The organism is Pseudovibrio sp. Ad5 (genome assembly GCF_001623095.1).
In the GTDB taxonomy this organism is placed as follows: Bacteria; Pseudomonadota; Alphaproteobacteria; order Rhizobiales; family Stappiaceae; genus Pseudovibrio.
Genome location: NZ_LMCH01000025.1, coordinates 213,133 through 237,591, shown reverse-complemented (window position 1 = coordinate 237,591; position 24,459 = coordinate 213,133). Strand labels below are relative to the sequence as shown.

The following is a 24,459-nucleotide window of genomic DNA, read 5'->3' as shown; positions in this document are numbered from 1 at the left end:
CTTGCAAACAGGATTAAACCTGCTTGATTTCCTGTTCTTTTTTGGCAAGTACAGAATCAACTTCACCAATAATGTCGTCAGTCATCTTCTGAACCCTGTCAGAAGCTGACCGCGCATCGTCTTCCCCCATCTCACCAGCTTTTTCGAGCTTTTTGATGGTTTCCATGCCATCGCGGCGAACATGACGTGCAGCGATCTTCGCTTGCTCGGCAAATTTATGCGCAACTTTGACAAGCTCTTGACGACGCTCTTCATTAAGCTCAGGAATTGGCAAACGCAGCACCATGCCATCCACAACCGGGTTCAGACCAAGGCTGGATTCACGGATAGCTTTTTCAGTGGCCTGCATCATGGAACGATCCCAGACCTGAACAGAAATCATGCGCGGCTCTGGAACACTGACTGTCGCGACCTGGTTGATCGGCATTGGAGCGCCATAAGCCTCCACAGTGATTGTGTCCAGCATACTTGCAGAAGCACGACCAGTACGAAGACCAGCAAATTCATGCTTCAAAGCTGTGATCGCACCATTCATGCGGCGGTCAAGATCGTCATAGTCCAGCTCTGACATAATTTCCTCTTTCACCTATCATTTTAACGGACCGGCATTCCAAAACTAAAAACCGGCCCGGGTCAAAATCCGACAGTTAAGACACCAGCTGATGCCTGTTAGTCTTCAATGACCGTAAACAGCCCCTGCCCGCGCAGCACATTAACAAGCGCGCTGGAGGTCTTGATGGAAAAGACAACTACAGGAATAGAGTTGTCCCGGGCAAGTGCAATCGCGGTCGCATCCATGACTTTAAGGTTCTTTTCAAGAACTTCCCCTGGTGTAAGCGTGTCAAAACGCTTTGCATCAGGCTTAAGCTTAGGATCAGCGTCATAAACGCCATCAACACTGGTACCCTTGAGGAACACATCACACTGCATCTCTGCCGCACGTAGTGCCGCACCAGAATCAGTGGTAAAGAACGGATTGCCCGTACCACCGGCAAACAGAATAACGTCCCCGTCTTCCATGTAACGCTCTGCGCCGCGCTGAGTAAAGCTCTCACAAATCGACGGCACCGGAACAGCGGAAAGCACACGCGCCTGAATACCGCGCTGACGAAGCGCATCGGCAAGCGTGAGCGAATTCATAATGGTTGCCAGCATACCCATATGGTCACCGGTCACACGGTTAGCGCCTTTGGCTGCCAGAGCCACACCGCGGAAGATGTTACCGCCACCAACAACGATGCCGAACTGGGCACCCAGATTTACAGCCTCTGAAATTTCCGCTGCTACCCGTTCAACCACCTTTGGATCGATACCAAAGTCCTGGTCGCCCATCAGCGCTTCCCCTGAAAGTTTCAGAAGAACTCGTTTCCAGCGAACACCCTCAGACATAGTAAACCTCTTTTTATGCATCCAGATACAAAGAGGGCGTCGACTGAGTCGACGCCCTCAATAAATTAGTTACCAGCAGCAGCAGCAACTTCAGCTGCGAAGTCTGATTCTTCTTTTTCAATACCTTCACCAAGGGCGATGCGAACAAAGCCGGTGAGTTTGATTGGAGAACCGATTTCTTTAGCTGTTTCTTCAACGGCCTTCTCTACAGTCAGATCAGGGTTGATAACGAAAGACTGCTTAACCAGTGTAACTTCTTCATAGAACTTACGCAGGCGACCTTCAACCATCTTCTCGATGATGCTTTCAGGCTTACCAGACTCACGAGCCTGTTCCATGTAAACAGTGCGCTCACGCTCAACAGCGTCTGCGTCCAGCTCATCAGTGTTCAGTGCCATTGGGTTGGTCGCTGCAACGTGCATTGCAATCTGTTTACCCAAAGCTGCCAGCTTGTCTGCATCACCTGCAGATTCAAGAGCAACCAGAACACCGATTTTGCCAAGGCCGTCGCCAGCGGCGTTGTGCATGTAAGAAGCAACAACACCTTCGGAAACAGACAGACCAGCAGAACGACGAAGGGTCATGTTTTCACCGATGGTGCCAACAGCTTCCTTCAGTTCGCCTTCAACGCTCTTGTCAGAACCTGGATAAGGTGCTGCAGCAAGCTTCTCAACGTCACCATCAACAGTAAGCGCGGTTGCAGCGATATCGCGAACCAGCTTCTGGAAATTTTCGTTACGAGCAACGAAGTCTGTTTCGGAGTTAACCTCAACAACAACAGCTTTGTTGCCATCTGCAGCAACTGCAACAAGACCTTCAGCCGCAACACGGCCAGCCTTCTTAGCAGCCTTTGCAAGGCCTTTGGTACGCAGCCAGTCAACAGCTGCTTCCATATCACCGCCTGTTTCTTTCAGGGCAGCTTTACAATCCATCATGCCAGCACCGCTTGTTTCGCGGAGCTCTTTTACCATAGCAGCGGTAATGCTCATCGTACGCCTCATGGACGGGAGTGTGTCATAAAAAAATCAGAGGAAGCCGACTTCCCTGCGGATTCATCCGATTTATCGCATAGCGACCGTGACCCTTCGCAGTAAAACAGACGAAAAATCACATAAAAACTGGAGGGGAAGCGCATAAATGCGCTTCCCGAGAGAAAACCTTAGCCTTCGCTCTTGTCAGCTTCAGCTGCAGGAGCAGCTTCTTCAGCAAGAACAGGCTCTTCAAGGAGTTCTTCAGATTCGCCGAGATCGATACCCATAGAACCGGATGCGCGTGCGATGCCGTCAATAGCAGCGCGTGCGATCAGGTCTGTGTAAAGAGTAATTGCACGACCAGCATCATCGTTACCCGGTACAGGGTAAGTAATGCCATCCGGATCACAGTTGGAATCCAGGATCGCAGCAACCGGAATGCCCAGACGACGAGCTTCCTGAATTGCGTTAGCTTCGCGGTTGGTGTCGATAACAAAGATCAGGTCGGGAATACCGCCCATGTCTTTAATACCGCCAAGGTTACGCTCAAGCTTCTGACGCTCACGGTCAAGGAACAAACGCTCCTTCTTGGTCATGCGGTTTGCATCACCACCGTCAAGCAGTTCTTCAACTTTACGCAGACGCTGAATGGACTGAGAGATCGTCTTCCAGTTGGTCAGCATGCCGCCGAGCCAACGTGCGTTTACGTAGTACTGAGCAGAGTTGCGAGCAGCTTCTGCAACAGCTTCTTGAGCCTGGCGCTTGGTGCCAACCAAAAGAACGCGACCACCAGCAGCAACAGTATCAGACACAGCTTTGAGAGCCTGGTGCAGAAGCGGAACTGTCTGACCAAGATCAAGGATGTGAATGTTATTGCGAACGCCAAAGATGTAGTTGTTCATCTTTGGATTCCAGCGGTGCTTCTGGTGACCAAAATGGACGCCAGCTTCAAGCAGCTGACGCATAGTAAAATCAGGCAAAGCCATGCCTTTATTCTCCTTAGTTTTCCGGTTTAATCCTCCGCAGGGCAGCACAACCGTGCAACTCTCTAACCGGATGGAGCTCGCCACAAGGACAAACCCCGCCCTGCGTGCGGGATGGGGCGCTTATAGAACCCCTTTTCAAGAAGATCAAGCACTCAAGGATTAAGATCAACACATAGGCCCGAATTAGTAAAACAGATGCTCTCCAGCCCTGTTTGCACAACTCCAAATTTTATCATCTCTACCACAGCAACCAGACACCAAACCAAACTGTGGGTATGCGCATTACATATTAGTAATTCCGAAAAGTTATAGTTAACAAAACATCAACAAAATGACTCAATTCGGACACATTTTAAAATGGCACCAAACAAACTGATAGTAGCAGCACTTGTGGCTTTGACATTGGGTGGCTGCGCCAAAACCGTCAAGCTCTCGGACATTGATGCAAAGACGATCTCCAAATCCTCAGTAAAGCCCATCAAAAACCGACATGTGAGAGAAGGCCACATCAACACCCATGGCATCCAGCATGGTCTGCTGGGTATTGTTGTGACCACAGCCATGAATGCAGCCTCTGGCGCCTATGGCGAGATGGCCTCCATTCCCGCAGCGAAACACGATCCACAAACCGCCATGCGCGACCGGTTGACCAAATATCTGCAGAGCACCCACAAGTTCCGCTTTAAGGGCACGATCAAGGGCCCATATAGCAAACCGACCATCAGCGAGGAGAAACGCGCAAAAGCTCTCACAAAGCTCGCCAGAGAAACCGGTTACTCTGGTTATTACTTGGATGTATCAACAGTCACCTATCAGTCAGAAATGCAGGGCGCAGGCTGGTTCGCAAATCTCGCTTACCGCTACCGCGGACGCGCACTCCTGGTTTCTGCCAAGGATGGCAAAATCCTCGCTGCCTCAACCTGCAACGTTACTGATCATGCCGATTTAACTGATCTGGCTGAGAAAGGACAAAAGAGCGTAGACCGCTTCGCCAGAAACCTTGGTTACTCCTGCGCTGAACAGGTCATACAGAAAATCTTTTAGTATCGGAGCAGCTGGCATGAACACCAATAAACGCAACATGCTCTAAAATAGAAAACCCCGCCGAACATCTTCCGCGGGGTTCTTTTTTGCATATACCGAAGCATCCTAGGACATCTGGACGTCCATCACGCCCGGTAGGGTTTTCAACGCACCAGACAGTTGCGGTGAAAGCTGATAATTGCCGGGGAGTTTGACCTCCACTTCGCGCTGACCGTTATCCAGCAGCACAACGCAGCTCACTTCACCATCCCCGCCGCGGCGGAGTTGGCGCTGCAGGCTCTGGATCGGTTCACTGGACCCGAGGAAAATCCGCAGGGTTCGATGCACCCTGCCCGCCACTTTCTCCAGCGGCTCTACCTGTGAAATGCGAACACTGACTTCCTCATCGCGCATATCTGCCTGCACCAGCAGCACAACAGATTGCCCTGGCTCCAGCAAATCGCGGCATTGGTTCAGCGTCTCAGAGAACATCACCGCTTCATACTGCCCGGTCGGATCAGAAATACGAACGATGCCCATCTGGTTGCCGGTACGGGTTTTGCGCTCCTGCTTTGCCGTGACAGTTCCCGCAAGCCTCCCCGCGGAAGACCCAGCTTTCACAGAGCGCTCAAAATCCTTCCAAAGCTGCACACGCAACTTGGTGAACAGCTCGCGATACTCATCGAGCGGATGGGCTGAAATGTAAAAGCCGACCGCCGCATATTCTTTTTGCAGCCGCTCGGATGGCAGCCACGGATCCGTCGGATTAAGGATCAAAGGCTCAGGCGCATTATCTCCGCCAAAGAAATCATTTTGACCAGATGTCTTATTCTCTTCCGTCCGCTGTGCCATGCCGATGATGCGATCCAGACCGTCAAGCAACTGCGCACGGTTTGGATTAAGTTCATCAAAGGCTCCAGCGGCAATGAGATTCTCGATTGTGCGCTTATTAAGAACCTTCGGACTGATGCGCGTTGCAAAGTCACCCAGATCCTTAAACGGTTCATCTCCACGCACGTCAACAATGTGTTCAACCGCCTGCTCGCCCACACCTTTGATCGCACCCATGGCGTAAACGATCTTGCCGTCAAGCACGCCAAAATGCACACCGGATTTATTGACGGAGGGTGGCACGACCTCGATGCCCATACGCACCGCTTCCTGACGGAAGTCACTCAACTTGTCCGTATTACCCAGATCAAGCGTCATGATGCCGGCAAGGAACTCAACCGGATAGTTCGCTTTCAGCCACGCAGTTTGATAGGCCACAAGCGCATACGCAGCCGCATGGGATTTGTTAAAACCGTAGTTCGCGAACTTGGCCACCAGATCGTAGATCATCCCGGCCTGATTTTTATCGACCTTCTGCTCAACCGCCCCCTCAACAAAGCGGGCGCGCTGGATCTCCATTTCAGCCGCAATCTTCTTACCCATCGCACGGCGCAGCAAATCCGCTTCACCAAGAGAGTAACCAGACAGCACCTGAGCAATCTGCATCACCTGTTCCTGATAAACGATAATGCCGTTTGTCTCGGTCAGAATTGGCTCCAGCAACGGGTGGAGATAATCAGGCTCCTGCTCGCCATGTTTTACCGCGTTGTAGATCGGGATATTGTCCATCGGGCCCGGGCGATAGAGCGCCACCAGAGCAATGATATCCTCAAACCGGTCAGGCCGCATACCAGCAATGGCGCGGCGCATGCCCTGACTTTCCAGCTGGAACACGCCAACCGTCTCACCAGCAGCCAGAAGCTTATAGGTCGCGGGGTCATCAATCGGTATTTCATCGATCTTAACTTCAATGCCACGCTTCTTGATGTGCGAAACCGCAGTATCAATCACTGTCAGCGTTTTCAGACCCAAAAAGTCAAACTTGACCAGACCGGCTGCTTCAACCCACTTCATGTTGAACTGAGCAACAGGCATGTCAGAACGAGGATCTCGGTAAAGCGGCACCAGCTGCTCCAGCGGACGGTCCCCAATCACCACACCCGCTGCGTGGGTAGACGCGTGACGATAAAGTCCTTCCAGCTTCTGCGCCATCTTCAGCAGGCGGTCGACAACTTCTTCCTGCTTGGCTGCTTCACGCAGCCGCGGCTCCTGCTCCAATGCCTCTGGCAGTGTGCACGGATTGGCCGGGTTGCCGGGAACCAGTTTACTTAGGCGGTCCACCTGACCGTATGGCATCTGCAGAACACGGCCCACATCACGCAACACCGCCTTGGCCTGCAACGTTCCATAGGTGATGATTTGTGCCACCTGCTCGCGGCCATACTTGCGCTGTACATACCGGATCACTTCTTCACGACGGTTCTGGCAAAAGTCGATGTCGAAATCCGGCATGGACACGCGGTCCGGATTCAGGAAGCGCTCGAACAGCAATGAGAACCGCATTGGGTCAAGATCGGTGATGGTCAGTGACCAGGCAACAAGCGACCCCGCACCAGAACCACGCCCCGGCCCCACAGGAATGTCCTCGTTCTTCGCCCACTTGATAAAGTCCGCAACGATCAGGAAGTATCCAGGAAACTTCATACGGATAATGATGCCAAGCTCATAATCCAGACGGTCCCAGTAATCTTTCTCTTCAAGGTCGGGTGCCAGACCATGCAGATCGAGACGCGCCTGCAAGCCTTCCTTCGCCTGCCGCGTCAGCTCTTCCGCCTCAGCACGCTCCGCTTCGCCAGCATCAGCATCCGCACCAGCAAAGCGCGGCAGAATAGGATCTCGCTTCAATGGCCGGTAATGACAGCGCCGTGCAATCACCACGGAGTTCTCAAGCGCCTCCGGAAGATCGGAGAACAGCTCCATCATCTGCTCACGGGTTTTGAAGCAATGATCTGGCGTCAGCTGACGGCGATCCGTCTCGACAAGAACACGACCTTCGGAAATCGCGATCAAGGCATCATGCGCTTCATAATCATCCGGATTAGGGAAATAAGCCTCGTTGGTCGCAACAATTGGAATATTCAGATCATAGGCAAGGTTCAGGAGCGCAGGCTCAACATCTTCCTCGCCTTTCATATTGTGGCGCTGCAACTCCACATATAGACGATCGCCAAATGTGGATTGCAAAACCTCTAGGCGAGACTTGGCAAGATCAACATGCCCCTCTCGCAGTTGCGAGTTAATAGGACCATCACTTGCACCGCTCAGAACAATCAGGCCATCGGATTTATCCAACACACGAGAAAGGGGAACATTGGCTTTGAGTCCCGGCTCTGTATCAAGAAAGGCTCTTGATACAAGATCCATGAGGTTCTCATAGCCCCCTTTATTCACGGCGAGAAAAACCAGATCGCTGACGGCTTCATCTCCCACCGCGTCAGGTTGATCGTCAAAGGTCACTGATATCTGACAACCAATGACAGGCTGTATACCCGCGCCAAAAGCTTTTTCAGAAAACTCAAGCGCACCAAACAAGTTCCCGCTGTCAGTAATGGCCAGCGCCGGTTGCTCATCCTTGGAAGCCAGATCAAGCAGCTTTCCAATTGGGAGAGCCCCTTCCAGCAAAGAGTAAGCCGAGTGAACACGGAGATGGACGAAACCTGGAGATGACATCTGGAGCCTTTTGGTTCGCAAGGTATGTGCGACAGTAGCACCTCATTTGGAGGACCCAAAAGCAAAATGCAATTGCCTGGCAAATCGCACCACCGGTTATCCCGAGTTTCCCAACCTCTCTTCCTCAGTATTTTCTAAGGAAGCATCCGGGTCAGCGCATCACCCCACATCAGGCAGCTGCTTGCAAAAAGAACGATAGAACCGAATGCTGCTGCTTCACGAAGTACAAATGACATAACAAACACCCTTAATTTGAACCCTATTTGTATCTGTTATGTTCTATCAATGTTCTCATTGTTTCAACCCTTAATTTGGCTGGATCAAACTCATAGTTAATGAGTGGTATACGCATTCCTCCTCCAACATCACCGCTCAAACACAGCAAGGTATTTCCCTCAGTAACTCAACAAGTTGCTGAATCTATCAGCGTTAACGCCGCAGGTAAGTATCGCGGAACACCAGCCTTGCTTGAGCACTCAGACAGAGAGAAGAACAGACATCAAAACAAGAACATCCCCTCAAAACAAAAATGCCAGCGAACAGGTCGCTGGCATTTGATTCTCAATGGAACGCACTCTCATTTCCAACTTAAGGAAGCTCGACCACCTTGCCTTCGCGCAGTGTAATCCGTCGGTCCATCTGTTTTGCAATTTCCAGATTGTGGGTTGCCAGCAAGGCCGCCACACCGGAGGCACGAACCAGCGCGGTCAGCGCCTCAAACACATACTGCGAGGTGTTCGGATCAAGGTTCCCCGTTGGCTCGTCTGCCAACAGAACTCGCGGTGCATTTGCAACCGCACGCGCAATCGCAACACGCTGCTGCTCACCACCGGAAAGCTCCGCCGGACGATGAGTTTCTCGCTCAGATAGACGCATGTAAGAAAGCAGCTGGCGTGCGCGTTCTTCCGCATCCTGACGTTTCAGTCCGCAAATCATCTGCGGCAACGCAATGTTTTCCAGCGCAGTAAACTCTGGCAGCAACTGATGGAACTGGTAGACAAAGCCCACCTCAGTCCGCCGAATGGCTGTGCGCGCATCATCATTGAGCTTGGAACATTCCCGCCCGCCAATCAGCACCTCACCGCTCTGCGGCATTTCCAAAAGGCCAGCCAGATGCATCAGCGTAGACTTACCTGCGCCAGAGGGTGCCACGAGCGCAACCATTTCCCCCTCATAGAGGTTAAGGTCAGCGCCCTTCAGAATTTCCAGTTTGCTGTTGCCCTCGACATAACCGCGGACAACATTCTTCAAACTCAGAACAGGAACGCGTTCCTCACCCTTAAGCGAAACACCAGCAACCGGTTTTGTTGGTTTATTCATCATTCGTAGCGCAAAGCCTCAACAGGATCGAGCCGGGCTGCGCGCCAGGCAGGATAAATCGTAGCAAGCAGGCTCAATACCAAAGCCATAATAACAACACTGGTCGTCTCACTTGGATTCATTTCAGCCGGCAGCTTTGAAAGGAAGTAAAGCTCAGGCGAGAACAGCTCGGTCGAGGTCAACCAGGAAATCCCCTGACGAATGCTCTCAATGTTCCAGCACACCACAGTACCCAGAATAAACCCGGCAAACGTACCAATGGTTCCAATGCTGGCTCCCGTGATGATGAAGATCCGCATCACCGCGCCGCGAGTTGCACCCATCGTGCGCAACACGGCGATATCACGGCCCTTATCTTTCACAAGCATGGTCATGCCGGAAATGATATTCAAAGCGGCCACAAGAACAATCAGCGTGAGGATCAGGAACATCACGTTACGCTCAACCTCAAGCGCTGAGAAGAACGTCATATTGCGCTGGCGCCAGTCAGAAACGAACACAGGCCGTCCGGCCTCTTCTTCAATGACAGGTCGCAGCGGACCAACAGCATCCGGGTCATCAGCATAGACCTCAATGCCCGTCGCTAGGCCTTCCTTATTGAAGTACAGCTGTGCTTCATTAAACGGCATGAAGGCAATCGTGCCATCATATTCGCTCATGCCAATCTGGAAGATCGCGGAAACCGGATAACCCTTCACGCGCGGGGTCATCCCCATCGGCGTGATGCTGCCACGCGGGGTAATCACGCGAACCGTATCACCAACAGTAACACCCAGCTGACGCGCAAGACGGGAGCCAATGGCAACACCTTCGCCATCATCAAACCCATCCAGCGTTCCAAGCAGAACATTCCCGGACACCAGATCCAGCTTATCAAGATCAGCCTTATGAACACCGCGGAACAAAGCGCCCAGATCAGCGCTTGGTCCGGAGATCATCGCCTGCCCTTCAACAAACGGCATAGCAAAATCAACACCGTCAATGCCAGCCAGTTTGACCGAGGTCGCCTCATAGTCATTGAGCGGGCTATCTATGGGCTGCACAAGTACATGTCCGTTGATGCCAAGAATTTTGGTCAGCAGCTCCGTGCGGAACCCGTTCATCACCGCCATAACGATAATCAGAGTTGCAACGCCCAAAGTGATGCCCAAAAAGGACAGACCGGCAATAATTGAAATGAAAGTTTCTTTGCGTCTGGAGCGCAGATAACGCCCTGCCAGCATCCACTCAAAGGGTGCAAACCACCGGTTCTTTCCGGGATGAGCCGCCTGAATCTCTGCCGTCATACTAGACTATTCTCCGTTTCCGCCTGTTCAACTACCCCGTGGAATATAGGGAGCATGAAGAGCAAGTGCCATAAGCTCTGGCAAAAAGGCCCGGCAGCAGAAAGGCCGCCGGCACCTAGCATACCATTGAAGCTACTGAGTTACCCCAAGCTTCGCTGATATCAGCCTTTTAAGGCAGAAATCAGTTTGTTGACAGCCGCTTCCGGGGTCAACATTTCGCGATCACCAGTTGCACGGTCTTTGACTTCCACTTCACCAGTCTTCAGACCACGTGGGCCAACAACCAGCTGATACGGCAGACCAATTAGATCCATGCTTGCAAATTTCTGGCCTGCACTGGTCTTGCGGTCATCATAAAGAACCTCAACGCCCGCCTTTTCCAGCTCCGCGTAAACGCTCTCACAAACGTCATCGCACTCAGAACCAACCTTCATGTTGATCAAACCAACATGGAACGGCGCAACTTCTTTTGGCCAGACAATGCCATCATCATCATGGCACGCTTCAATGATCGCACCCAGCAGGCGGGACACACCAATGCCGTAGGAACCCATGTGAACAGGCTGTTCCTTGCCTTCAGCAGTCATCACTTTCGCGCTCATAGGCTCGGAGTATTTGGTGCCGAAGTAGAAGATGTGGCCAACTTCAATACCGCGTGCAGAAACTTTCTTGTCTTCTGCAACAGCCTCAAAGGCAGCTTCGTCATGCATCTCATCAGTTGCAGCATAAGGCGTGGTCCACTGCTCAATAATGCCGGAAAGGTCACCATTGAAATCAATGTCTTCCGCCGGAGTTGGCAGGCCAAGAATATCCTTATCAAGGAACACTTCGCTCTCACCGGTAGACGCCAGCACGATGAACTCGTGAGACAGGTCGCCGCCGATTGGGCCAGTGTCCGCCTTCATAGGAATTGCAGTCAGACCCATGCGGGCGAAGGTGCGCAAATAAGCGACAAACATGCGGCGGTAGGCTTCTGTTGCCCGCTCTTTGTCCAGGTCGAAGGAATAAGCATCCTTCATCAGGAACTCACGACCGCGCATCACGCCGAAACGAGGACGCACTTCATCGCGGAACTTCCACTGTATGTGATAAAGGTTCAGCGGCAGGTCCTTGTAGGAGCGCACATAGCTGCGGAAGATGTCAGTGATCATCTCTTCATTGGTTGGACCAAAGAGCATTTCCCGTTCATGACGGTCTTCAATGCGCAGCATTTCTTTGCCGTATGCATCATAGCGGCCACTTTCGCGCCACAGGTCAGCTGGCTGAATGGTTGGCATAAGCAGCTGGACAGCACCGGAGCGGTTCTGCTCTTCTTCAACAATACGCTGAATCTTGTTGAGCACACGGTGGCCAAGCGGCAGCCATGCATAAATCCCGGCTGACTGCTGACAGACCATACCCGCACGCAACATCAGGCGGTGCGATACGATCTCGGCTTCTTTCGGAGTTTCCTTCAAAATAGGCAGGAAATATCGGGACAAACGCATTAGTTTAACTCTTCAGGTTTAAAGGCACGCAAGCTTTGGCTCACCACCAAACATCATTTCTACGTCTTCTTAGCAAGCAGAACGCCTGTTGTAACTGCCAACATGGCTATATGCCAATTTTCTAAGACATATTTCCCCATACACGCAGCTTTTTGCCTACACCTTTGGGTTCAACTCACGGAATCTCCGAAAAATTATAGCTAAAATTTTAGGCAAGCAAAAAATTGCGGCGAATTGATACAAAATGATGACAAACTAATGTGATTACGTTAGTGTCTGTTCAACAACAAAAACAACACCCTTAAGCGGTGTTGCAAGGTATCGCGATCTTTAGTCTTGGGAGGAAGGTTCTCGGGCGCCCGTTTGGTTGCAGCCGGCACTCTACGCAAGTGCAAAGAGAACATTTAGACGCGGAACTCGTTCTAACAGCAAGGCTTCGGCCTTGCTTTTTTTTCGCCATTTTCTGCCGTTTCACTCCATGAAATTCTATGAATGCCGCATTCAGTTTTCTCATATCGGCATACTCACCAGAACCTGAACACAGCGGAGACAAGTGCCTCCCAAACAACCCCCCTCTAAACGCAAAAAAAAGCGATTCCAGAGAATCGCTTTTTTGACACTTGATGGATTTGCTCTGTAACTCGCTGATTTTACGCCACACAATTGATGTGCAAAACCAAAATCAGGAAGGAGCATTGCCCATTAATTGATCAACAAGTGGAAACAGATGCGCGCCAAGGCCGGACTCAAGGAACCAATAGAAGGCAACGAACACAATTGTCGTTACAATCGTGTTGATGATCACCTTCTTCAGCATCTGAGGATTTTTGGGCGCGCTTTCAGTCGTTCCCGGAACCACTTCGCCCTCTTCCGCCTGAGTGCGAACACCAAACGGTAAAATGGCCAGGAACAAAATCCACCACATCATAAAGTAGAGTGCAACGAGTAGCGGCGTAGCCATAAATGTGCTCCTGGAACGTTCTTGTTTTTCTGCGGCTGGTCACCTTACTGTTGTATCACAAAGCAACCAGCACACTACAGGTTTTTACCTACAAGAATTAGGCCCGGACCGAAAGCCTTCCAGTTTCCTCAAACCACAAGTCTTTCAAGTCAAACTTAAGCCTGTTCCAACTCGGTCAATGTTCCAAGGAAGTCTTTTGGGTGCAAGAACAGTACCGGCTTGCCATGTGCACCAATCTTCGGCTCACCATCACCCAGAATCCGGGCTCCGTTAGCAACCAGCTGATCGCGCGCTGCAAGAATGTCATCAACTTCATAACAGATGTGATGGATACCACCTTGCGTGTTACGCTCCAGAAACTTGGAGATCGGAGAATTCTCGCCAAGCGGCTCCAGCAGTTCGATCTTCGTGTTTGGAAGCTCGATAAACACGGTCGAAACACCATGATCCGGCTGTGCCACTTTTTCTGAGGCAATGCCGCCGAGTGCATCACGATACACCTTCAGGCCTTCTTCCATATCCAAAACGGCAATCGCGACGTGGTTCAATCGTCCAATCATGACGGTCCTCCCAATAACTCTTTGTTCTAGAGCGCGTTCCATTCGATTGCACACAATCAAATGACAAGAAGCTGCCCAAACAAAATGTCAGAGCACAGCACCTATCTGCAGATGAACGCCTATGAGTTCTAAGGAACAGATTTCATTCACAAAGTCCATTGGATCAAAAGTCAAAGGCCGCAGATGATATGCTCATTTGCGGCCTTTGATTATCTCGAAAAATGTGTCTGAGGATCAGACGCGTTGCACCAATGCCTTACAAAGAGGTTTCTTGCCCCAGTGCTCTACAACAGCATAGCGCCCTGCCCGCCTGGCGGCTTCACGCACCAGTTCCACATCACGGCGGCGGCTCTTTGGAATGGAAATCACAGCACCATAAACGGCATCACGAACGGCATCCTCAAACGGTGTCCCGTTTTCAGTTTCATCCGGCATCCCGAACAGAACCACATCGATGTCGCCAAGCAACTCTCCGCGACCATCCACGATCAGAGAGACCGTCACGCAGCCGCCATAAGAAAGCTTCCGGCGTTCCTGAACACCAGTTTCCTCAGGCGCTGCAATCAAATGGCCATCGCGAACCAGAATACCGGCAGGTGCTTCATCAATAACCTCAAGCCCACCCGGATGTAGGCGCACCATGTCGCCATCACGGATGATCTTAACGTCCTTCACGCCTTTACTGATCGCAAAGTCCTTATGACACTGCAGGTGCAGCGGCTCACCGTGAACAGGCAAAACCTTCTTCGGGCGCACAAGATTGTAAACCTGATCCAGCTCACCACGACGCGGGTGGCCGGATACATGCACCAGCGCATCACGGTCTGTTACCACTTTCAACCCTTCGTGGGTCAGCTGGTTGATGATGTTGGAAACAGCCTTTTCATTACCGGGAATAGTACGACTGGAGAAGATAACCATATCACCAGCAGACAGCGCGACCTGACGGTGCTGATCACCTGCAATACGGGCCATCGCAGCGCGCGCTTCGCCTTGCGAACCAGTGCAAAGAGCAACAACCTTATCACGCGGCAAAGATCCATAGGTCTCTTCATCACGAAATGGCGCCAATCCATCAAGATAGCCCAGATCACGCGCAATCTCGACGGTGCGCTGCATGCTCCGGCCAATCACAACAATCTCACGCTCTGCCGCCATTGCCGCTTCTGCAACCGCGCGCATACGCGCAACGTTGGAGGCAAACGTGGTCACAGCAACGCGGTTCGGTGCCTCTTTGATAATCCGTGTCAGCTCTTCCTTAACATCCGCTTCACTCGGGCTGACCCCGTCACGGACTGCATTGGTGCTGTCACAGACAAAGACATCCACGCCTTCATCTCCCAGTTCACGCAAACGCTGAAGGTCGATCGCCTTACCAATACCCGGTGTCAGATCGATCTTCCAGTCACCGGAATGCAACACCAGCTGACCGCCAACACGAATAGCCAGAGCACACGGCTCCGGGATCGAGTGGGTCATAGTCACCATCTCAATATCAAAGACACCGGCTTTGAAACGATCTCCCTGATTAACAACGGTCACCGGGATTTCATAATCCGCACCATCGCCAATCAGCTTGGCTTCCAGAAGGCGAGCAGTAAACTCGGTCGCGTAAACCGGTAGTTCCAGCCGCTTCCACAGATAGGACAATGCGCCGTAATGATCTTCGTGAGCATGCGTGATGACGATGCCATCAATGCGAGAACGCTCTTCTTCCAGAAAACGAATATCTGGCAGAACAAGGTCCACACCCGGTAATTCCGGTCCGGCAAATGAGACACCAAAATCAACAATCAGCCAGCGACGGTCGTCCTCAGGTCCATATCCATAAAGACCAAGATTCATTCCAATTTCGCCAACACCGCCCAAAGGCAGGAATACGAGCTCTTGAGTGCTCGACATCTAAGACTCCTTCAAAGCATATCCCCAATAAATGGTTCCGGTTCCCGGAATGAGAATATGCGTATAAACTCTAGAGCGCGTTCCGTTTGATTGGGAACAATCAAGCGACAAGAACTAGCTCAAACAAAAGAACTAAAAGCGAGATGCGTGAATGCAACTTGCTCTATGCCCTGACAGACGTGTGGCCTTAGTATTCAAAAGGCCAGCAGAACACGCTTTGCACGTCTTCAGGAAAAGAAAACATCTCCGGCTGTCACCAGCCGCTCGCCACCATGATCCATCTTGACGATCAGGCGGCCCATTTGGTCGATGTCCATAAAGACACCGGAAAACTCTTCATTGCTCAGGCGGACACGGATCGGTTTCCCGCGCCCCACGGCGCGTCGCAGCCATGCAGATCTGATCTCTTCAAACCCACTGGCAGCTTTCCACGTTTCCAGCCATCGTGCAAAACTTTGCGCAAGAGCTTCAAAGACCTGTTGCGGCTCACACATGTATCCCATGCTGCGTAAATCTGTAACAGCATAATCACCCAGATCCGGGTGATGAGACACGTTGACGCCAAAACCGCACACAAGGCACAGCTCACCATTAGGCCCACTTTCGCTCTCAAGCAATATGCCAGAGACTTTTTGTCCGTCGATGAGCACATCATTCGGCCACTTCAGTTGCACCAGATTGTGCGCACCAGTTGCCCGTTCAATAGCCTCTCCAAGAGCAAGGGCTGCTACAAAGGGCAGCTGAACGATCTTCTCGTTCTGTACATCCACCCGCAGCAACACCGAGGCAAACAGATTGCCGGTCTCCGAAGTCCACGCCCGTCCACGACGTCCGCGCCCGCTCAGCTGAATATCGGAGCGGACCCACAGATTACCCGGATGCCCTTCCCGTGCCTTGTGCAGGCCGTGAGTATTGGTGGACCCGATCTGGTCGTAGTACTCAAAACAAAAGCCCGGTGCAGATCGCACCGGGCCTTCGTCTTTTAATTGTCCAAGGTTCATCATAGGAAACTAGAACAGAACGCCAGCCGCATTGGCAGCCGCATTCATAATTGGTTCCGGCATGATGAAGAACAGTCCGACAACTGCGCTGGAAAGACCAAGCACAATTTTCATTTCACCAGACATTGGCAGGAACTCGCCAGTCGCATCATCAAAGAACATGACCTTGATCACACGCAGGTAATAGTAAGCAGCCACAACGCTGGTCACCAGACCAATCACGACCAATGGAGCAAGACCTGCATCCATCGCAGCGATGAACACGTAGAACTTACCAAAGAAGCCGATAAGTGGTGGCAGACCGGTCAGAGAGAACATGATCACTGCAAGCAACACTGCCATTGGCAGGTTGGTCTTGGAAAGACCAGCAAGATCGGAGATCTCTTCAACCATACCTTCCTTGCGACGCATGGACAGGATGCAAGCAAACGCACCCAGTGTCATCGCAAGGTAAGCAGTCATGAACACGATCAGCCCGTGGACACCAGCTTCAGTACCAGCTGCCAGACCAACCAGAGCGTAACCCATGTTACCAATGGAAGAATATGCCATCAGACGTTTGATGTTCTTCTGACCAATCGCAGCAAAGGCACCAAGACCCATGGATGCAATAGCGATGAACACAACGATCTGCTGCCAGTCCGTGGTCACATTGCCCAAAGGCTCAACCAGCACACGGATCAACATACCGAACGCAGCAATCTTAGGCGCTGCTGCAAAGAACGCAGTAACCGGTGTTGGTGCACCCTCATAAACGTCTGGGGTCCACATATGGAATGGAACCGCAGAGATCTTGAAGGCAATACCTGCCAGCATGAACACGATACCGAACACCAGACCAAGGGATGCACGATCGTCTGTCAGAGCCGCCGCGATGCCAGTAAAGTCAGTGTGGCCGGTAAAGCCGTAGATGAAGGACATACCGTAAAGCAGCATACCAGAAGACAACGCGCCAAGGACGAAGTACTTCAGGCCAGCCTCAGTAGAGCGAACAGAGTCACGGTTAATCGCAGCAACCACGTAAAGCGCCAGAGACTGCAGCTCAACACCCAGATACATGGAGATCAGATCGTTGGCTGAAAGCATCAGCATCATACCAACGGTCGCAATCACGATGAGGATCGGGTATTCAAAGCGGTCAAAGTTCTGAGAACGTGCGTAAGCAACGGACATCGCAATCGCAAATCCGGACCCGATCAGCACCAGTATTTTCATATACTGGGAGAACGCGTCCTGTACGAATGCGCCGTCAAATGTTGTGCCGTAATGCGGGCTCACCAGCAGGATCAGACCCGCAACAGTAAGCAACGCAACGCAGATACCCGTTACCAGCGGAGTGGATTTCTCTCCACCAAAAGCTCCAACCATCAGCAGGACCATTGCGCCGAGAACCAGAAGGATCTCGGGCAACACCGGCATTAGATCAGGAATAGCTAGAAGCTCAGCATTCATGAGTGCACGGTCCCCTGTTAATGGCTAGACACTGCAGCGGCTGCATGGGCAAGACCCCCTGCATCAAGCGCGGCATTGTAGTTTTCGATAAGGGCACCAACGGACGCGGACGTCACATCCAGCACTGCTGCTGGGTAGAACCCGAAGAAGATAGTCAAAATGATCAGCGGAGCCAGGATCAGCTTCTCACGGCCTGTCAGGTCCAGCATGGACTTGAGGCTTTCCTTCTCCAGCGCCCCAAACACAACGCGGCGGTAAAGGAACAGAGCGTAAGCAGCAGACAGGATCACACCAGTCGCGGCAAAGAACGCCACCCAGGTGTTCACCTGGAACACACCAATCATAGTCAGGAATTCACCCACAAAGCCGGCTGTACCTGGCAAACCAACGTTTGCCATGGTGAAGATCATGAACGCCACCGCATAACGAGGCATGTTGTTCACGAGGCCACCATAAGCGGTAATCTGACGGGTATGCATCCGGTCATAAATCACACCAACACACAGGAACAGTGCGCCGGAGATCAGACCGTGAGCCAGCATCATGAAGATCGCACCTTCAATACCCTGCGCGTTGGCAGAGAAAATACCCATGGTCACGAAGCCCATATGAGCAACGGATGAGTAGGCAATCAGCTTCTTGATGTCTTCCTGCGCCAGAGCCACCAGTGAGGTGTAGATGATCGCCACGACAGACAGGGTAAAGATGAACGGTGCGAACATATCACTGGCGATTGGGAACATTGGTAGTGAGAACCGAAGGAACCCATAACCACCCATCTTCAGCAGGATCGCAGCCAGAACAACAGAACCAGCCGTCGGCGCTTCCACGTGAGCATCTGGCAACCAGGTGTGAACAGGCCACATTGGCATCTTCACTGCAAAGCTTGCGAAGAAGGCCAGCCACAACCACGTCTGCATCGCTGCCGGGAATTCACTCTCATTAAGTAGAGTTGGAATATCCAGCGTACCAGCCTGCCAGTACATGGCCATGATAGCCGCTAGCATCAGCACAGAGCCGAGCAAGGTGTACAGGAAGAACTTGTAGCTTGCATAAACGCGGCGCGGACCACCCCAAACACCGATGATCAGGAACATCGGAATAAGGCCAGCTTCAAAGAACACGTAGAACAGAACCAGATCCAGCGAACAGAACACACCGATCATCAGTGTTTCCAGTACGAGGAAAGCGATCATGTATTCCTTGACGCGGGTCTGAATGCTTTCCCAGCTCGCCAGAATACACAGCGGCATAAGGAAAGTAGTCAGGATCACGAACAGCATGGAAATGCCGTCAACGCCCATGTGGTAGGTGAAGGTATCACCAAACCAGTTGTGCTTCTCCACCATCTGGAAGCCAGGGTTCTCGTTGGTGAACCCGCCCCAGATGAACAAAGAGACGATAAATGTGAAACTCGTCGTAATCAGCGCAACACGCCGAATATTCGTTTTCGCATCTGGGTCATCCCCCCGCACCAGCAGGATGAAGAACACACCGACCAGTGGGAGAAATGTTGTGATGGAAAGGATGGACCAGTCGTTCATTAATGAACTCCCCCACCGGAGAACATGGCCAGGGTCACGAAGAAGGCAACCCCGATCAACATGGCGAATGCGTAGTGATAGATGTAGCCAGACTGCAGGCGAACAACCCAACCGGTAACCTGCTGAACGCGTGAGGCAACACCGTCAGGACCAAGTCCGTCAATCACAGTGCCGTCACCGCGCTTCCACAGGAAGCGGCCAAGAGCCAGGGAAGGTTTCACGAACAGGAAGTCATAAAGCTCATCAAAGTACCATTTGTTCAGGAGGAACAGGTACAGAGGCTTATGACGCTCTGCCAGAGCCTTCGGCATGTCTGGTTTAGCGATGTAGAAGAGGTAAGCGATGATGAAACCGCCAGCCATTGCAAGCCATGGGGAAAGCTTCACGAGCCAATGGACGTGATGCATTTCTTCAATGACTGCGAGCTCACTGTTCGTACCGCCAAAGACATTCTTCCAGAAGCTGATATAGTCAGCACCAATAAAGGCATCCTTGAACACCATACCGGCAAAAGCTGCACCAAGTGCAAGCAACAACAGCGGTACAAGCATAACCCATGGGCTCTCATGGATGTGTTTCATCACATCAACAGAAGCACGGGTCTTGCCGTGGAAGGTCATGAACACCAGACGCCAGCTGTAGAAACTTGTCAGCGCAGCTGCAAGCACCGTTGCCCAGAAGGCATAGGACGCAAACATGTTGTGACCAACATAAGCAGCTTCAATGATCGCATCTTTGGAGATGAAGCCAGCTGTACCGATGTAGGTAAACGGAATACCGAAACCAGTCAGTGCCAGCGTACCAATCATCATGGTCCAGTAGGTCCATGGAATGTGCTTACGCAGCCCACCCATCTTACGCATGTCCTGCTCGTCAGACACAGAGTGAATAACGGAGCCAGCGCATAAGAACAGCAGCGCTTTAAAGAACGCGTGTGTGAACAGGTGGAAGATACCAACACCGAATGCACCAACACCCAGCGCCACGAACATGTAACCCAACTGAGAACAGGTGGAATAGGCAATCACGCGCTTGATATCGTTCTGCACACAGCCAATGGTCGCTGCAAAGAAAGCAGTCGTCGCACCAAAGAAGGTCACAACAGTCAGGGCCGTTGGCGCAAGTTCAAAGATTGGCGCTAGACGCGCAACCATGAACACACCAGCCGTCACCATGGTCGCTGCGTGGATCAGCGCGGAAACAGGCGTTGGGCCTTCCATCGCATCCGGCAACCAGGTGTGAAGCAGAAACTGAGCTGATTTACCCATGGCACCCATGAAGAGCAGCAGACAGACAACTGTCAGCGCCGCTTCAGGCATCAACTCATAACCAAGGAAGTTCAGAACAGGCTCTTTGTTCTCCAGAAGAGAAGGACCGCTGCTGAAAATCGTTGCGAAGTCGATGGAACCGTACAGGTAGAAAACACCGAAGATACCCAGAGCGAAACCAAAGTCACCCACACGGTTGACGATGAATGCTTTCATCGCAGCCGCATTGGCAGAAGGTTTCTTGTACCAGAATCCGATCAACAGATAGGATGCCAGACCAACGCCTTCCCAACCAAAGAACATTTGCAGCAAGTCATCAGAGGTGACCAGTGCCAACATTGAGAAGGTAAAGAAGGACAGGTATGCAAAGAACCGCGGACGATGCGGATCGTGGTGCATGTACCCGATAGAGTAAATGTGAACCAGACAGGAAACGGAGTTCACAACCACCAGCATCACTGCGGTGAGTGTATCAACACGAATTGTCCAGTTAACCGACAGATCCCCAGAGGTGATCCAGCGGAAAATTGTCACAATCTGTGTGCTCTCCGACCCAAGGCCGTATTGAAAAAACACCACCCATGACAAAAGGGCTGCGACAATCATGAAGCCGCTGGTGATGTACTCGCTGGCTTTGACCCCAAGCCGATTGCCGAACATTCCGACAATCAGGAAGCCAAGCAACGGCAGAAAAACGATTGCTGAAAACATCCGCCCCTCAGCCTTTCATCATATTGATGTCTTCCACGGCAATAGAGCCGCGGTTACGGAAGTAAACAACCAGAATAGCAAGACCAATGGCCGCCTCTGCTGCTGCAACGGTAAGAACCAGGAGCGCAAAGATCTGACCAACCATGTCCTGCATGAAGTAGGAAAATGCCACCAGGTTGATATTAACTGCGAGCAATAAGAGCTCGATAGACATCAGGATCACGATGACGTTCTTTCGGTTGAGAAAGATGCCAAAGATCCCGATGGTGAATAGGATCGCTGCGACCCCGAGATAGTGCGCTATGCCAATTTCCATGGGCGCCTCTCAGTGCTCCCCGTGTTCTATTCAAATTCCGGAGAAGGAACCTTCAAGAGGAAGGCCTTTTCTCCGGCACGAATTAATGATGAAGACCCGTTACAAACGCGTCTTACAACCCCTTGCCTCTTTCAACTTTGACCACTTCGATCGAAGTTTCAGGACGACGGGCAACCTGCTCAGAGATGTTCTGACGGCGTACGCCCGGCTTATGGCGGAGGGTCAATACAATCGCACCGATCATTGCAACCAGCAGCACCAGACCAGAAACCTGGAACCAGTAAATGTAGCGGGTGTAAAGCAATTCACCGATAGCGGCGATATTTTGTGTCTGCTCAACAGGAGGTGTCGGGGCGGACCCTTCACCTAACATGCCAGGAGCGATGTACCAGCCACTGGCAACCATCAAAAGTTCAGCCAGCAGAATTGCACCAATCAGCGCGCCGATTGGCAAATACTGCAAGAACCCCTGACGCATTTCGGCAAAGTCAACATCCAGCATCATGACCACGAACAGGAACAGCACCATGACCGCACCCACGTAGACAACAACCAGAAGCATCGCCAGATACTCGGCACCAATCAGTACAAACAACCCGGCTGCATTAAAGAAGCACAGGATGAGGAACAGCACTGAGTGAACCGGATTGCGAGAAGCAATCACCATGAAGGCAGAGGCCACCGCAAGTGCGGCAAACAGATAGAAAAACAGGGCCTGCAAAACCATTTTTAGGTTGCCTTTGTCCTATTGTCTCGCCCGGTCAGTGCAAAGCCCCAACCGGACACAATCCACTCCCGTTACCTTAACGGTACGGAGCATCCAATTCGATATTGCGAGCGATTTCACGCTCCCAACGCTCCCCATTCGCAAGCAGCTTGTCCTTGTCGTAGAACAGCTCTTCCCGCGTCTCGGTCGCAAATTCAAAGTTCGGGCCTTCCACGATCGCATCCACCGGACACGCTTCCTGACAGAACCCGCAGTAAATGCACTTGGTCATGTCAATGTCGTAGCGAGTGGTACGGCGTGTCCCGTCATTACGACGAGGTCCAGCTTCAATCGTAATGGCCTGCGCAGGGCAGATCGCTTCACACAGCTTACAAGCAATGCAGCGCTCTTCTCCATTCGGATACCGGCGCAAGGCGTGTTCACCGCGAAAACGCGGGCTTACAGCACCCTTCTCAAAGGGATAGTTAATCGTCGGCTTTGGCTTGAAGAAATAACGCATGGCAAGAAAAAACGCCGATACGAACTCCTTCAAAAGCAACGACTTTGCGGCCTGTCCCAGTCCCATAGCCTTTACAGCCCTTTCTTGATCGAACATGCCACCGGCATGAAAGATCGATTACAATCCAAGAGAACCTAGGGGCACTTCCAAGAAGTCATACTAGGTTCTCGTTACCCTTTCCTCTCGAATTAAGGAGCAATGCTAGCTCCGGCGAGATATCCGATAATCGGAATCCCGATTATCGTCAGGGTAAAAATGACTTTGCGGATCGTCGGTTCCGCCAGCTCAACCCAACCTTTTTCAGCTGGGTTGCGCTCTTTTCCTTTGTTGATGGCTGCCTCCATAAATCCAAGAAGGAGACGGTAGTTCAGCCATCCAAGGTAAATTCCCATGACACCGCCGATTAACCCGGCGATGGAAATCATGCTCCGAACCCACCCACTGGTGGGGTCCAGCCCATGAACATCAGCACTAAGGCCACGATGAACACCATTGCCAGTGACAGCGGCAGGAAGACTTTCCAACCCAGACGCATCAGCTGATCATAGCGATACCGCGGGACCATTGCTTTGGCCATGGAGATGAAGAAGAACACCAACAGACACTTGAGCAGGAACCAGACGATACCAGGCACCCATGTGAATGGTGCGATATCCAGTGGAGGCAACCAGCCACCCATGAACAGGATGGTCATCAGACCACACATCAAGGAGATCGCCACATACTCACCCAACATGAACATCATGTAAGGGGTAGAGCCGTACTCAACCATGAAGCCTGCAACCAGTTCAGATTCCGCTTCTGCCAGATCGAATGGCGGACGGTTTGTTTCAGCAAGTGCGGAAACAAAGAACACCACGAACATCGGGAACAGCGGCAACCAATACCAGTTCAAGATAGACAACCAGGGAACGCCCAGCACGTGAGCAAGCCCGCGAGCCTGCTGCGCATAAACGATCTCTGTCAGGTTCAACGAACCCACGCAAAGCAGAACAGTCACGATCACGAAGCCAATAGACACTTCGTAAGAAACCATCTGAGCTGCAGAACGCAGAGCTGACAGGAACGGGTATTTGGAGTTGGAAGCCCAACCACCGATGATCACGCCGTAAACTCCAAGGGAGCTGATCGCGAACACATACAAAATACCCACGTTGATGTTTGCAATCACCCAGCCATCTGCAACAGGCATAACCACCCATGCAGCGAGTGACAGAACCACTGTAATCAGCGGCGCAAACAAAAACAGGAACTTATCAGATCCCGATGGGATCACTGGCTCTTTCAAAACGAATTTCAAAAGATCCGCAAAACTCTGCAGCAAGCCCCAGGGGCCAACAACGTTAGGACCACGACGGATCTGGACAGCAGCCCAGATCTTACGGTCAGCGTATAGAATGTAAGCAACGATCAGCAGCAGCACGACCATCAACAACACGCTCTGGAAGAGCATGATGATCAGCGGCCAGCCATAATCCCAGAAAAAAGCTTCCAT

21 protein-coding genes are annotated in these 24,459 nt (G+C 51.8%); 1 reads left to right on the top strand and 20 read right to left on the bottom strand.

From position 1 onward, the window contains the following. Window positions 1–13: 13 nt before the first annotated feature. The 4 genes from frr to rpsB form a co-directional block, all read right to left on the bottom strand. The gene (frr, locus tag PsAD5_RS13370) at window positions 14–571 is read right to left on the bottom strand and encodes a ribosome recycling factor (protein ID WP_057465533.1); all 558 of its coding nucleotides are present in this window, start codon (window positions 569–571) and stop codon (window positions 14–16) included. Window positions 572–669: 98 nt separating this feature from the next. Further along, complete coding sequence (gene pyrH / locus PsAD5_RS13365; RefSeq protein ID WP_057465535.1) at window positions 670–1,389, bottom strand: UMP kinase; 720 nt, start codon at window positions 1,387–1,389, stop codon at window positions 670–672. 65 nt (window positions 1,390–1,454) lie between these two features. Next, complete coding sequence (gene tsf / locus PsAD5_RS13360; protein ID WP_063289013.1) at window positions 1,455–2,378, bottom strand: translation elongation factor Ts; 924 nt, start codon at window positions 2,376–2,378, stop codon at window positions 1,455–1,457. A 170-nt stretch (window positions 2,379–2,548) separates the two neighbouring features. Further along, a complete protein-coding gene (gene rpsB, locus PsAD5_RS13355; RefSeq protein ID WP_057465538.1) occupies window positions 2,549–3,346 on the bottom strand; it encodes a 30S ribosomal protein S2 in 798 nt (265 codons plus the stop codon). Between the two features lie 357 nt (window positions 3,347–3,703). Between rpsB and PsAD5_RS13350 the strand changes: the two genes are divergently transcribed. After that, window positions 3,704–4,390: a hypothetical protein gene (locus tag PsAD5_RS13350; RefSeq protein ID WP_063292461.1), complete on the top strand. Its 687-nt coding sequence runs from the start codon at window positions 3,704–3,706 to the stop codon at window positions 4,388–4,390. 105 nt (window positions 4,391–4,495) lie between these two features. Here the strand turns inward: PsAD5_RS13350 and dnaE are convergent, their stop codons facing one another. The 16 genes from dnaE to nuoH form a co-directional block, all read right to left on the bottom strand. Beyond that, the gene (gene dnaE / locus PsAD5_RS13345; RefSeq protein WP_063292460.1) at window positions 4,496–7,930 is read right to left on the bottom strand and encodes a DNA polymerase III subunit alpha; all 3,435 of its coding nucleotides are present in this window, start codon (window positions 7,928–7,930) and stop codon (window positions 4,496–4,498) included. A 588-nt stretch (window positions 7,931–8,518) separates the two neighbouring features. Beyond that, window positions 8,519–9,250 (bottom strand): ABC transporter ATP-binding protein, encoded by a 732-nt coding sequence (locus PsAD5_RS13340; RefSeq protein WP_063289363.1) that lies wholly within the window; start codon window positions 9,248–9,250, stop codon window positions 8,519–8,521. Further along, a complete protein-coding gene (locus tag PsAD5_RS13335) occupies window positions 9,250–10,473 on the bottom strand; it encodes a lipoprotein-releasing ABC transporter permease subunit (protein WP_082597131.1) in 1,224 nt (407 codons plus the stop codon). Before PsAD5_RS13335 ends, PsAD5_RS13340 begins: the two co-directional genes overlap by 1 nt. A 224-nt stretch (window positions 10,474–10,697) precedes the next feature. After that, window positions 10,698–12,023 carry a proline--tRNA ligase gene (gene proS, locus PsAD5_RS13330; protein ID WP_063292459.1) on the bottom strand — a complete coding sequence of 442 codons (1,326 nt, stop codon included), beginning with the start codon at window positions 12,021–12,023 and terminating at the stop codon, window positions 10,698–10,700. 682 nt (window positions 12,024–12,705) lie between these two features. After that, window positions 12,706–12,984, bottom strand: coding sequence for a DUF1467 family protein (locus PsAD5_RS13325; protein ID WP_057465597.1), 279 nt, complete (start codon window positions 12,982–12,984; stop codon window positions 12,706–12,708). Between the two features lie 155 nt (window positions 12,985–13,139). Next, window positions 13,140–13,544 (bottom strand): methylmalonyl-CoA epimerase, encoded by a 405-nt coding sequence (mce, locus tag PsAD5_RS13320; protein WP_057465598.1) that lies wholly within the window; start codon window positions 13,542–13,544, stop codon window positions 13,140–13,142. A gap of 234 nt (window positions 13,545–13,778) precedes the next feature. Beyond that, window positions 13,779–15,446, bottom strand: a complete 1,668-nt coding sequence (locus tag PsAD5_RS13315; RefSeq protein ID WP_063292458.1) for a ribonuclease J — start codon at window positions 15,444–15,446, stop codon at window positions 13,779–13,781. Between the two features lie 227 nt (window positions 15,447–15,673). Then, on the bottom strand, window positions 15,674–16,414 hold the full coding sequence (locus tag PsAD5_RS13310) for a biotin--[acetyl-CoA-carboxylase] ligase (RefSeq protein WP_208988595.1): 741 nt from the start codon (window positions 16,412–16,414) through the stop codon (window positions 15,674–15,676). A gap of 42 nt (window positions 16,415–16,456) precedes the next feature. Next, entirely contained in the window at window positions 16,457–17,899 is a 1,443-nt protein-coding gene (nuoN, locus tag PsAD5_RS13305; protein ID WP_057465600.1) for an NADH-quinone oxidoreductase subunit NuoN, read from the bottom strand. Window positions 17,900–17,916: 17 nt separating this feature from the next. After that, window positions 17,917–19,443, bottom strand: coding sequence for an NADH-quinone oxidoreductase subunit M (locus PsAD5_RS13300; protein ID WP_057465601.1), 1,527 nt, complete (start codon window positions 19,441–19,443; stop codon window positions 17,917–17,919). Further along, complete coding sequence (nuoL, locus tag PsAD5_RS13295) at window positions 19,443–21,422, bottom strand: NADH-quinone oxidoreductase subunit L (protein WP_063292456.1); 1,980 nt, start codon at window positions 21,420–21,422, stop codon at window positions 19,443–19,445. Before nuoL ends, PsAD5_RS13300 begins: the two co-directional genes overlap by 1 nt. 7 nt (window positions 21,423–21,429) lie before the next feature. Beyond that, window positions 21,430–21,738 carry an NADH-quinone oxidoreductase subunit NuoK gene (gene nuoK / locus PsAD5_RS13290; RefSeq protein WP_057465603.1) on the bottom strand — a complete coding sequence of 103 codons (309 nt, stop codon included), beginning with the start codon at window positions 21,736–21,738 and terminating at the stop codon, window positions 21,430–21,432. A 112-nt stretch (window positions 21,739–21,850) separates the two neighbouring features. Further along, on the bottom strand, window positions 21,851–22,465 hold the full coding sequence (locus tag PsAD5_RS13285) for an NADH-quinone oxidoreductase subunit J (RefSeq protein WP_057465604.1): 615 nt from the start codon (window positions 22,463–22,465) through the stop codon (window positions 21,851–21,853). A 76-nt stretch (window positions 22,466–22,541) separates the two neighbouring features. Next, entirely contained in the window at window positions 22,542–23,030 is a 489-nt protein-coding gene (gene nuoI / locus PsAD5_RS13280) for an NADH-quinone oxidoreductase subunit NuoI (RefSeq protein ID WP_057465605.1), read from the bottom strand. 122 nt (window positions 23,031–23,152) lie between these two features. Continuing rightward, on the bottom strand, window positions 23,153–23,389 hold the full coding sequence (locus PsAD5_RS13275) for a hypothetical protein (RefSeq protein WP_057465606.1): 237 nt from the start codon (window positions 23,387–23,389) through the stop codon (window positions 23,153–23,155). Beyond that, the gene (gene nuoH, locus PsAD5_RS13270) at window positions 23,386–24,459 is read right to left on the bottom strand and encodes an NADH-quinone oxidoreductase subunit NuoH (protein WP_063292455.1); all 1,074 of its coding nucleotides are present in this window, start codon (window positions 24,457–24,459) and stop codon (window positions 23,386–23,388) included. The genes PsAD5_RS13275 and nuoH overlap by 4 nt, the downstream gene beginning before the upstream one ends.